This is a genomic window from Gloeobacter kilaueensis JS1 (assembly GCF_000484535.1).
GTDB classification, from domain to species: domain Bacteria; phylum Cyanobacteriota; class Cyanobacteriia; order Gloeobacterales; family Gloeobacteraceae; genus Gloeobacter; species Gloeobacter kilaueensis.
Genome location: NC_022600.1, coordinates 139,657 through 150,292, shown reverse-complemented (window position 1 = coordinate 150,292; position 10,636 = coordinate 139,657). Strand labels below are relative to the sequence as shown.

Sequence of the window (10,636 nt, the reverse complement as noted above, 5' to 3'; positions counted from 1 at the left end):
TATTCCTAACAGGCCAGATCCTGAAGCCCATCGCTACTCTAATGACCAGAAGCTTCCGCAGAGCAGCCGGGATAGTACCAATATAGATAGTCCCACAAGCAGAGAAGCTGCCGACAAAGTAGCCCCTGGCATCGCTAGTTTTCATACTGCTTCCCCCCGTCAGGCATGAATTATAACGATCGCTCAACTTCTGGCTTTAGTTTTGTAAAAAACTTTCAAGAAAGATCTATCTAAAGTAGTAGATGGCCTCTCCCTTGCAGGGGAAGGTGAACTATTCTGGAGTGAGTCGTACAAAGCGCAGGCGGTGCCCAGCATGACACCCTCTATCAGCGCTCCACCCTGGGAGCGGGTTGACTGGCAGTCCTTCGCGAAGTTGGGGGAAACAGCAGCCTTCGAGCGCTCAAAACTGTACTATCGTCGCGGCTGGATGCGAGCGGAAATGTCTCCTGTTGGTCGCGCCCATGCCGAAGACAATGGCCTGATCGATCACATCGTCACGGCCTGGTTCTTCAGTCGCGGGGTGCGCTTTCGCACTCTGGTAAACGCAACTTTCCAGAAAACCGGACAGCTCGAAGCCCAGCCGGATCTGGCCTATTACGTCGGTGAGACGGTCAATTTACCGGCCCGCTCCAATCGCCCGATCGACCTCGAAACGGTTCTGCCCCCGGCCCTTGTGATCGAAGTGGCAGCGACGACATTAGAGGACGATCTGACGAGCAAGCGGGATCTGTACGCGGAGATTGGCGTGGGCGAGTACTGGGTGGTGGACACCCAGGCGGTGCAGGTCTTTGTGTTTGGTCCAGTAGAAGGCAATAGCGGATTGCAGCCTATTGCCAGTTCCCGCATCCTGACAGGTTTAGATTCAGCACTACTGGGTGAAGCGCTCCGGCAGGGCCAGGCGGCGGGCGATGCGGCGGCGATGCAGTACATCGTCGAGCACAGCCGCTGAAGAGATTTCAGAGCGCCGGTGGGTTGCTCAAACGGCGATAGACCGTGGCCAGGGCGTCGGCGTCACCGACGTTGCCCGGAAAAAGAACCACGGGCAATTCGGGGAAGCGCGGATGATCGGCGGGGGTGAGAACCACGGAGACCCCCGCCAGAATCTGGCCCAATAAGCGGGCGGTGCGCAGGTTCAGCCCCTCGCTCAAAGTGTCGTTGGAAGTGATGCCGCCTTTGCTGATGAGAAAACCGATCGACTCGGGCAGGCGGCGCTCGATCGCCATCAACAGTTTTGAAACCGCTTCGCCGAAGTGCAGCCGCGCCTGGGCATCGGCAAAGGTGAGTTCGGTGCGGCTGGTGTAGATAACCGGGGTCTTGCCTTCTAAGTGGGCGACAGCGGCGGCAGCACTCGCCTCAGCACACAGTTTTTCGCCTGCAGTGTCGGCGTGCAAAAGTTGCTCGACGGCAACCGGCACCCCGGCCACACCCGGCTCCTGGAGCAGCTTTTCTAATTGCTCGGTGCTCTTGCGGACGTGGGAACCCACGATCACCGCTCCCGGACGGCCCTCCCGGACGCAGGATGCCATCGCCTCGGCGGGCACCGGCTGGGGGGGCAGGGCAGCGAGGGAAGTGAGGATGCTCGCAGCGCTGCGAAACAAGAAGCGCTTGCCCCGGTGGGCAGCGTTGAGGATGGCCGCCGCAAAGCGATCGAAGTCGGACTGCTTTTCGCCGTCCACGACGACGGTCCGGTTGTCCTTGAGGGCAACAAGCCGGTCTAAAAGCCCATCCCCCCGAATATCGGCGAGCACAATGCGCTCGACCGCCATCGCCGGGGTGCGCCCACCGGTCTTCTCGGCTACGTAGTCCGGCAGGTAGGAGTGCTCGTAGCCAAAGACCGAGTCGCGGGCAAATTCGGTCCGGTGGACGGGGACATCGTTCAGGTAATGCACGCTGTCGCGGGTGGTGCGTCCGCCCTCGAAGAAGGCCGGTACCAGAAAGTGAGCGTCGAAGGGACCGAGCCGCTCGGCGACAATGTCGGTCTCAAGCGGATAGTGGCCGCGCAGGGTCGAATCGGAGCGGCTCACAATCAGGTAGTCGGTGAGACTTTGCTCCGCCAGGGCGACTTTGAGGTTGTCGCAAACTTCGCGGAGGGTACCTGCCGCCGCCTCGGGAGCGAGGGCTCGAGTATTGGTGAGAATAAACACGATGGGCGAAGCGTCGGCCAGACCGATGCGCAGGGTCTCGACATCCCAGCGCAAAAGCAGCAGACAGCTATGGACCGTCTGAGAACCGGTCGGATCGTCGTCGAGGACGATTATCTTCGTGGGCATTGGCTAGCTTTCCTCGATGAGCGTCCGGGCCCGCTCGACCAGGGCAGCAGCGCTCAGGCCATTGAAGGCAAAAAGCTGGGCCGGACTGGCGGTCGTCTCGCCCCGCTTCCAGGCAAAGACTTCCCGCCGGGGGGCGCGGGTACGCAGCAGCACAGGTTCGAGCACGCCGCTCGCCCCGCCGGTGACGGCGATGAGCACTTCACCGCCGAAGAGGCGCTCGAAGTTAGCGTCGTCGAGAAACTCGCCGTCCGGCTCGGAGCAACTTTCCCAGGCCACGTCCGTCGGCCTGTAGAGGCGGCGGGGATTGACCACCGAGACGATGCGCGAGCGGATGTCCAGCTCTGCCAGTTGCTGGGCCGCCTCGAAGACGGGCACCAGGGCCATATCCCCGGCGACAGCAAAGACGACGGTTGGATTCTCGTCGCCTGCAAGGGCAATCGCACCGTCCGCCAGAGCCTGACGGGCCTGGGCAAGGGTGGTGCGCACCGGCAGGGGCGACTTGCTTGCGATAATCGCGATGCCCTTGTTGCGGGTGGTGAGCGCCCACTCGTAGGCGGCCTGGGCGACGTTGGCATCGGTCGGGAAGAGCACAAACACGTTGCCGTTGCGCATCAAGGCGGCGTAGTAGTTCTCGATTTCGGGGCGCTGGTGGGTCCAGCCGTTGCGGCCCTGCTCCAGTGCCCCGGCAGTAAAGAGCGCCAGAGTCGAGGGCGTCGGGCGGCGCAGTTCGGCCATCGCCTGGGTGACCGTCTGCCAGATGGGTAAGCCGTTGATGGCAAAGGACTCGTAGGAGCACCAGAGGCTGCGGCTGCCCATCAAAGCCAGGGCCGCCGCCAGACCGGCGCAGGCATCTTCTGAAAGCGGTTCGTAGACCTGACCATCGGGAGCCTGGTTGTAGAGCGGGTCCGGGGTGGGATGGATGATCTTGAGGGCGCTATTGATGTTGGCGATGCCGGAAGCTTCGTTGCCGTCGGCGTTGCTCACCAGGTAGCGGCGATCGGCGGCTCCAGCGTGGGCGACCAGGGCTCCGATCGCCGTCGTCGCCACCACTTTGCTGCCCAGAGCATGGTCTTCTACCGGCAGGGTGCCCAGATTGGCAAGCGGCAGCACCGATTCGGTGACGGCCACCCGCGCTGCCGGGCCACCCCCGGCCCGCTCGAAGTTGGTGCGCACCGTCTGCCAGGCGGCGACCGGCAGCGCCCGCTCCTGCAGGGCCGAGACGATCTCGGGATTTTCGAGGGTGTGCTGGGCGTAGAGGTTGTGGGACTTGGCTCCCCGCGCATGGACCCCCGCTCCCTTGAGCTGCTTGAGGATGAGCACGGTCAATTCGCCCCCCAGGGCTGCTTTTGCCGCTCGATCCGCCGCCGCCAGCACAGCAGCAGTAAAAGCGAGGCGCTGATCGAAGCGGAAGCGGGTACTGTCGGCGTAGGCACCGCTCTGACCGGCGGCATCAAAATCTTTGGCGTCGATGAGGATCACCTGGTCGAAGCCGTTCGCCTGCCAGTAGCGGATCATCTGCTCGTTGGTGAAAGTCGAGACCATCGAGTGGTGCTCCTGGCTGAAGCCGTTCCAGACCAGCACCGGCAAAAAGTTCGTCACCGCAGGAAAGGCGGTGTGAAAGTGGCCGATGCTGCTCAGCACGTAGGGTTCGCCCAGGCCACCGTCGCCGATCGTCACCGGAAAGAGCGTGCCCGGATGGAGCAGGGCGGCGGCCATCGCAAAGTGCTGCCCCTGGCCCAGAGGGCCCGCCGGGGCGAGGATGCCCGGAATAAAGCCCGACAGATGACCCAGAAGACCGTGCTGCTCGCGGAAGCGCTCGCGCAACTGTTCGACCGTCAAGATGCCCATCGCCTCCAGCGAGCGATCGAGGAACATGGCGCTATAAAATCCCGGCGCGTGGTGGCCGACTTCGGTCGGGATGTTCTTGTGGCCCAGCATCACCAGCGAAGCGTAGGCTTCGACGCTCGAAGCGAAGCCGCCGGGATGGCCGCTCGCCTTGCTCGCCGTCACCTGCAGCGTCAGATAGCGCAGGGCGTCGGCGGCAAGCAGCGTCTGGTAGACCGCTGCCGGGTCGGTGGGATCGGCGATAGCTCGGCTACCGGCTGCAATTGCCGGGCTCTGGCCCAGGCTCTCGAAGTGGGGCAGGGGCTCGCCAAAGTACTGGATGCCCTCCAAAAAAGTGGGCAGGCTCGATACGGCAGCTTCAACAGATACGGTCATCAGGTGTCTCCAGTCGATGCGGGCAGAGGTAGACGCACCCCACGGATTGCAAAATCCAACAGCTCCATCGGGTGCCAGACAGAAATGGACTGGCCCTGCAGTTGCAGGTACTTGTTGATCTGCAGCGTACAACCGGGATTGGGCGAAGCGATCAGCCGCGCCCCGGTAGCGAGCAGATTGGCGACTTTCTGGCGGCCCAACTCTTCGGCCACCTCCGGTTGCAGAAGGTTGTAGACTCCGGCGCTGCCGCAGCAGAGGGCGGCATCGACCGGCTCGCGCAACTGCAGGCCAGGAATGCGCTGCAGCAACCGGCGCGGCTGAAGGCTGATGCGCTGGCCGTGCAGCAGGTGACAGGCGTCCTGGTAGACGACCGGCAGGGGCACATCCGCCAGCGGTTGCAGGATAGCAGTGAGGCCCACCGCTTCTAAAAATTCCTGCACGTCCCGCACTTTTGCTGCGAACGCCTTTGCCCGCTCGCGATATTGGGGATCGTCCGCCAGGATGTGGCCGTACTCCTTGAGGGTATGCCCGCAACCGGCGGCATTGACGACGATGTAATCGACCCCGGTTTTCTCGAAACTGTCGATCAGGGCGCGGGCCATCGTCTGGGCCTGGGAGCGCTGGCCCTGGTGCTCGGGTAGCGCAGCGCAGCAGCCTTGCTCGGCAGGGATAATTACTTCACAGCCGTTGGCGCTCAATACCCGCGCCGTCGCCTGGTTGACGCGATCGAAAAAAAGCCGCTGGACGCAGCCTGTGATCATGCCCACCCGGTAGCGCTGTTTGCCCTGGGCGGCCAGATGGGCGGGAAGACTGCTGCGCAGAGCATCTGCCGGAATGTCGGGCAGGATCGCCTCCATGCTCGCAAGCTGGGGGGAGAATTTATCCAGTAGCTTCGTCCGGCGCACCAGCCGCCGGAGGCCCGATTTTTGGTAAGCGAGCAGCGGCACCAGCAGGGGCCGCAGCCGGTTCGGATACGGCAACAGATTAAAGATCAAGGCGCGAAAGAGGCGATCGCCTGCCCGGCGCGGATAGTGCCTTTCGATCTGGGGCCGGGTGGCGGCGATCAGCCGGTCGTACTTGACGCCGGATGGGCAGGTGGTCACACAGGCGAGGCAGCCCAGGCACGAGTCGAAGTGGCTGACCGTCGCCTCCGAAAGCGGGATCTGCCCTTCGTTCAGCCCGTCCATCAGGTAGATCCGGCCTCGGGGCGAATCCATTTCTTTGCCGATCACCCGGTAACTCGGGCAGTTGGCGAGGCAGAAACCGCAGTGAACGCACTCGTCGATCAGCTTCGGATCGGGCGGGTGATCGCTGTCGAAGGGACTGGCTGCCGGTGGCACGGGTGCTGGCGCGTCCATCAAAGACCTCCAACGAAGCGGTGCGGGCTGAGCAAGCCCTCTGGATCGAACTGGCGCTTGATCCGGCCCATCAAGGGCAGCGCACTACCTGTAAAACCCCAGGTATCGCACTGGCGCTTCAATGTACTCTCAGCTTCAAGAATCGTCAAAAAACCGCGATGCTCCTGGCAGAGCGCCCGCGCCGCCCTGATCGCCTCTACCAGAGACTCGACTGCAGCCGGCTCGAAGCGCAAAAAGCCGTGGCCACTCCCCGCCGCAAACCGGCTGGACACCGCAAGCCCCCGCTCCTCGCCAATCGCCTCGAAGCCTGCGATTGCCGTACTCACCTGGGCCGCAAGCACACCAACTTTACAGACAACCCGGCTAAAATCCTCCCAGGGCAACGCCTGCAGGCGCTCCCAGAGCGGCGCATCGGGCTGATAAACAGTACCGCCCACCAGTTGCCCCATCTGCTCGGCCACCCCGGCAGTCGAGCCGCCGAAGCGCACCAGCAGAGCCGCTTCTTTTGACACTTCCAGTCGCCTTGCCCAGCGCGGCGAGAGAAATTCGACGGCGATGGGCGTCAGGTGCGAGGCGAGGAGGTTCTGGGCTCTCTGCTGCAGCCAATCTGGCGTTCCAGCGAGGATCACCGTACCTGTCGCCTGGGGCAATGGATAGAGGCGCACGGTAATTTCACTTACGATCCCCAGCGTGCCGAAGGAGCCGCCCAGCAGTTTCATCAGGTCGTAACCGGCGACATTCTTGACCACGCGCCCCCCCGCCTTTGCCACCTGCCCGTCGGCGCGCACGAAGCGGACCCCCAGGCACAGATCCCTGAGACTGCCGTAGCGGTGGCGCAGCGCCCCGGCATCGGCAGTGGCCAGGATCCCTCCCAGGGTAGCCTCCTCGCCGTAGGCCGGATCGAGGGGCAGAAACTGTCCTGCTCGCGCCAGTTCGGTCTGCAGTTGCCCAAAAGCAATCCCCGCCTGGGCCGTCGCCGTCAGATCGCCGCTCGAATGCTCGATCAACCCATTCAGCCGCGCCGTGCTCACCACCAGATCCAGCTCCGAGGCCGGATGGGCCCAACCAAGCTTGCTGCTGTGGCCTGCAGGCAACATCCGCCAGCGGTTGCGGGCCGCACAGGCCACCACCTCCGCCAGTTCTGCCTCGCTGGCCGGATAGACGACGCAGCCAATCGCACCCGGCTCTTCTACCGCGCACCTCAACTTCTGTTGCCACAGCGCACCGAGATCCTCAAAGACCACGACCTGCTCCGCTTCGAGAAACGAGCGCAGTTCGTTGGAGATGGAGGAAGCAGTGCGGATCATCGTATTTTCCTTCCTGGCGACAGCAGTGGGCCACAACTGGTCGCCGGGTAACACCGCTCATTTTACGGTGGGCAGCACCCTACCGGATATTCGGGATTGCCCTGTCTGCCGGTAAAAATCGGACAATAGAGTTTCCGGCAAGACTGTGTGAAAGGACGAGCGATGATCGTGGCTGCCTGTCATTGCGGCTCCCTCCGCCTGGAGATCGACTCTCCCCCCACCGAGATCACCGAATGCAACTGCTCGATCTGTCGCCGCTACGGTGTGCTCTGGGCCTACTACACACCGGATCAGGTGCGCCTTCAGGCAGGAGCGCTTACCGACATCTATATGTGGGACGACCGGTCCATCGCGTTCCATCGCTGCCGCACCTGTGGCTGTGTCTCCCACTGGGCACCGGTCGATCCGGGGCGCAACCGGATGGGCATCAATGCCCGGCTCATGGCACCTGAAATTGTGGCGCAGGCCCGCGTCCGGCACCTCGATGGTGCAAACACCGAACGATATATCGACTGACTGTCTTTGAGCAACAACGAGAAAGCGGTGGCTGAACGGTGAAAAGCAGCATCTGCGATCAGATCAGTTCCGCCCGTGACTGCGGAGTGGTCCACTGCGGCATCCTGGAATCGGACGCCATCACTGTCGGTGAATTGGCTGCCAGATTCGGATTGATTTCCACACCTGACATCTATCGACTCATCAATAGAGCCCAGGCACTGGCCGTGGCGAAGCGCATCCTCCACCGCGATCTGGCCTACGATGCAAAAATCATGTCAGAGGCCAGAGCCCAGGCACTGGCAGAAAATTTCCTGAATCATTTTGACAAAGAACATGTACAGTATTTCACCAATGGCGATTACGACATAGACAGTTCAAGTAACGGCTGGAATCCAGCGACCAGCGCGACCTTCGACACCGGCATTCTCGTTCTTGGAAACTCGAAAGCGGGTTGTCTCTGGGTAGAAGACGAGGATTAAGGGAGAATAGCTCAGAGTTCTGATTTGACTCTCGCTTAAGAATGTCTTCACAGACGGTCTCTCAGACGTCGATAATCCGTAATGCACAGGCTCCTCGTTCCATAAATGAAGTTCCGATTCAGTGAGAAGTTTCCCAAAGACCGTATGCTGTTCATAGATGCCAGCCAGTTTACAACTGGCTCCAATTGCTATGTTCATCATCGAAGATGACAATCACGCCGAGACGCAAGCAGGAAGATTTGCTTCCTTCGATGAGGCTCTCGCAGAGTTACAACGCCGCTCCTGTTTGCCGTGGAACGAACCGCCTAATCGTGCCCCTTGCACCAGTTGGCGAACCTGCGGTAGGCAGTATGTAATCGTCGAGTGTGATACCTCGGTCAGACCCTGGGAGCCTATTCAGAGCCACACAGTCCTTGAGATCAGTGCAGCGGGTGTGAAGTGGCTCAGCTGTGAGCCGAGGTAACATAGCCCGAACAGAAACTGTGCCACTTACTCTTGTTCACCCCGGTTGTCCTGATTGCTGCCTCTGGGGCATTGCCGCTGCACTGTCTATTAACTAACATGAAGGTGTAGGTTTTCTGGTTGGACCGTGACCTCCTGGCGCGATCGACTCAACCGTATGGCTGGCCGGACCCGCTTCGTGGTCTGCCGCCTGTTCATCCATCTGGCCGGTGAAGATGTGGCCCCGCTTTTGGGCGTCCTCAATCAGGAAGGCCGCCGGGTCGTCGCCTCCGATGGCGACATCGAAGTACTGGGCAACAGCCTGGTGAATGTTGTCCAGGCGCTGCTGCAGTACGACAGCTACTGGCGCTCGGCGGCCAACGAGGGCGATGTGCTCTGGGACGAGGGCCAGGCGAGCGACGCTTTTAATGCCATGTTCACCGACTCGGCCCGCCGCTATCTAAGTGGACCGGATCTGCAGACTGGCCCGCCTGGAGCCGACCAGCCCCTGACCCTCAAGGCGACCCGCAATCTGGTGGTGATGATCACTGTCGCCTACGAGGGCGAGTCTGCCGAGCTTGAGACCGACCTCACCAGCGCCGAGGCGCTCTCAAAAGGTCTGCAGGCGCTCATCAACCTGCACTACGGCAACAGGCTGCGGGCGATCCAGGTTCATTTTTCGCCCGCCCAACTGGGCGACGAACTCACCCCCGATCAGCTCCTGGTCAACTTTCCAGAGCTGGTGCCGATCTAAAGGCGGCTGGCCTGTTCTACTTTCCTTTCACTTCATCCGCACCAAAGAACCGATGCAAACGCGATTTTCTCTCCGCAAGAGCCTGGCCGTCCTGATGGCTGTCACTCTTACTGTGACCACCGTCGCCTGCAGCGACAGCACTTCCCGCGAGGCGGGCAACCGCCAGAGCGCAGCTGAGCGCAGCGAGCAATCCCGCCTGCCTGACGGTCAGTATCCCCTCCAGCAAGCTTCTTACAACGACGCCAACGGCGAGTACACTTTGCTGCTTCTCAATACGCCGCCCGGCAGTCCCTCCAGCCTGCGCACCGCCCAACTGCCCCTCGCCCGGCTCACCGACGACGACGTAAAGGCTGGCAAAAAAAGCTATCTCAAGGTCGAAGGCGGCAACCCGGCCCTTTATCTGACCCCCGATGCCAAGATCGAGTACGTCCGCAACGTTGCCCAGACTCAGACCAATCCCCAGACCGGCGAGCAGCAGACGGTGGTCGTCCGCCAGGAATCGAGCTTCTGGACGCCCTTCGCCGCCTCACTGGCAGGAGCGGCGATCGGCAATGCCCTTTTTGCCCCCCGCTACTACGTGCCGCCGGTCTACAGTCCCGGCGGGCTGGTGGGTTATGGCGGCTTCGGCAGCACCTACAACCAGGCGGTGACGAGCTACCAGCAGCGCACGGGCTCCCTGCCGGCAGCCGAGCGCAATAGCCGCAGCTTCCGCTCTACCAGCGGCTTCGGTTCTTCGAGCACCCGTCAGCCGGTGGGCTCGAATAGCACGCGCTCGAGCGGTTCGGGCTTCGGCGGCAGCACGCTGCGCTCCTCCGATCCGTCGAGCGGTTCGAGCTACAACCGCTCCCGCTCCTCCAGCGGTAGTGGCTTTGGCAGTAGCCGCTCGCGGAGCTTTGGCCGCAGGCGCTAGCGATCACTTTTCGATAACTGCGTGGGCAGGCCGCGTCTCTCTCCGGGCGCGGCTTTTTTTGATCGCGTTGCTGTTCAGCTTTCGTCGTCGTTGTCGCGTCGCTCCTGGCGCAGGAGGTAGTCGTTGATTGCTTCCTGGCGACGATTGGAAGCGCGTGACTCTTCGTTTGAGACACGCAGTTCTTCGATCGCTCGATCGAGCCAGTTCGTCGTCGCCCGAAATTCGGCGATTGCATCGGAGACAACGGTGATGAACCGACCGCTGATACTGGTCAGCCGATCGAGATTCTGGTTTGTCACCTGCACGGCCTGAGCTGTGGCAAGTTGCGAAGCGCGCAACTCCGCGATCAACTCCCCGTGTTAATCGAGTCGCAACTCGGCTCTGTTCAAGCGCTCTTCG

Annotated in this window: 10 protein-coding genes; 5 read left to right on the top strand and 5 right to left on the bottom strand. The window is 61.9% G+C overall.

Annotated elements, in window-relative coordinates:
• Positions 1-313: 313 nt before the first annotated feature.
• Positions 314-949 carry a Uma2 family endonuclease gene (locus GKIL_RS00635; protein ID WP_023171382.1) on the top strand — a complete coding sequence of 212 codons (636 nt, stop codon included), beginning with the start codon at positions 314-316 and terminating at the stop codon, positions 947-949.
• A 7-nt stretch (positions 950-956) separates the two neighbouring features.
• Here the strand turns inward: GKIL_RS00635 and GKIL_RS00630 are convergent, their stop codons facing one another.
• Genes GKIL_RS00630 through GKIL_RS00615 form a run of 4 tightly spaced genes read right to left on the bottom strand, consistent with a single transcriptional unit; the run spans position 957 to position 7,155 of the window.
• On the bottom strand, positions 957-2,270 hold the full coding sequence (locus tag GKIL_RS00630) for a four-carbon acid sugar kinase family protein (RefSeq protein WP_023171381.1): 1,314 nt from the start codon (positions 2,268-2,270) through the stop codon (positions 957-959).
• Positions 2,271-2,273: 3 nt separating this feature from the next.
• Positions 2,274-4,490, bottom strand: coding sequence for a phosphoketolase family protein (locus GKIL_RS00625; protein WP_023171380.1), 2,217 nt, complete (start codon positions 4,488-4,490; stop codon positions 2,274-2,276).
• A complete protein-coding gene (locus GKIL_RS00620; protein WP_023171379.1) occupies positions 4,490-5,848 on the bottom strand; it encodes a (Fe-S)-binding protein in 1,359 nt (452 codons plus the stop codon). Before GKIL_RS00620 ends, GKIL_RS00625 begins: the two co-directional genes overlap by 1 nt.
• The gene (locus tag GKIL_RS00615) at positions 5,848-7,155 is read right to left on the bottom strand and encodes an FAD-binding oxidoreductase (protein ID WP_023171378.1); all 1,308 of its coding nucleotides are present in this window, start codon (positions 7,153-7,155) and stop codon (positions 5,848-5,850) included. Before GKIL_RS00615 ends, GKIL_RS00620 begins: the two co-directional genes overlap by 1 nt.
• Before the next feature lie 162 nt (positions 7,156-7,317).
• Between GKIL_RS00615 and GKIL_RS00610 the strand changes: the two genes are divergently transcribed.
• The 4 genes from GKIL_RS00610 to GKIL_RS00595 all read left to right on the top strand — a co-directional run bounded on the left by GKIL_RS00610 (position 7,318) and on the right by GKIL_RS00595 (position 10,237).
• Positions 7,318-7,671 carry a GFA family protein gene (locus tag GKIL_RS00610; protein WP_023171377.1) on the top strand — a complete coding sequence of 118 codons (354 nt, stop codon included), beginning with the start codon at positions 7,318-7,320 and terminating at the stop codon, positions 7,669-7,671.
• Positions 7,672-7,709: 38 nt separating this feature from the next.
• Positions 7,710-8,132, top strand: a complete 423-nt coding sequence (locus GKIL_RS22040; RefSeq protein ID WP_023171375.1) for a hypothetical protein — start codon at positions 7,710-7,712, stop codon at positions 8,130-8,132.
• A 589-nt stretch (positions 8,133-8,721) separates the two neighbouring features.
• Complete coding sequence (locus GKIL_RS00600; protein ID WP_041243630.1) at positions 8,722-9,327, top strand: DUF1517 domain-containing protein; 606 nt, start codon at positions 8,722-8,724, stop codon at positions 9,325-9,327.
• A gap of 52 nt (positions 9,328-9,379) precedes the next feature.
• Positions 9,380-10,237 (top strand): hypothetical protein, encoded by an 858-nt coding sequence (locus tag GKIL_RS00595; protein ID WP_023171368.1) that lies wholly within the window; start codon positions 9,380-9,382, stop codon positions 10,235-10,237.
• A gap of 74 nt (positions 10,238-10,311) precedes the next feature.
• Here the strand turns inward: GKIL_RS00595 and GKIL_RS00590 are convergent, their stop codons facing one another.
• Positions 10,312-10,575 carry a hypothetical protein gene (locus GKIL_RS00590; RefSeq protein WP_245595887.1) on the bottom strand — a complete coding sequence of 88 codons (264 nt, stop codon included), beginning with the start codon at positions 10,573-10,575 and terminating at the stop codon, positions 10,312-10,314.
• Positions 10,576-10,636 lie beyond the last annotated feature (61 nt).

Excerpts from the sequence above, each read along its gene's own strand:
- GKIL_RS00635 (WP_023171382.1), top strand. The coding sequence starts at position 314 with ATGACACCCTCTATCAGCGCTCCACCCTGGGAGCGGGTTGACTGGCAG.
- GKIL_RS00630 (WP_023171381.1), bottom strand. The coding sequence starts at position 2,270 with ATGCCCACGAAGATAATCGTCCTCGACGACGATCCGACCGGTTCTCAG.
- GKIL_RS00625 (WP_023171380.1), bottom strand. The coding sequence starts at position 4,490 with ATGACCGTATCTGTTGAAGCTGCCGTATCGAGCCTGCCCACTTTTTTG.
- GKIL_RS00620 (WP_023171379.1), bottom strand. The coding sequence starts at position 5,848 with ATGGACGCGCCAGCACCCGTGCCACCGGCAGCCAGTCCCTTCGACAGC.
- GKIL_RS00615 (WP_023171378.1), bottom strand. The coding sequence starts at position 7,155 with ATGATCCGCACTGCTTCCTCCATCTCCAACGAACTGCGCTCGTTTCTC.
- GKIL_RS00610 (WP_023171377.1), top strand. The coding sequence starts at position 7,318 with ATGATCGTGGCTGCCTGTCATTGCGGCTCCCTCCGCCTGGAGATCGAC.
- GKIL_RS00595 (WP_023171368.1), top strand. The coding sequence starts at position 9,380 with ATGCAAACGCGATTTTCTCTCCGCAAGAGCCTGGCCGTCCTGATGGCT.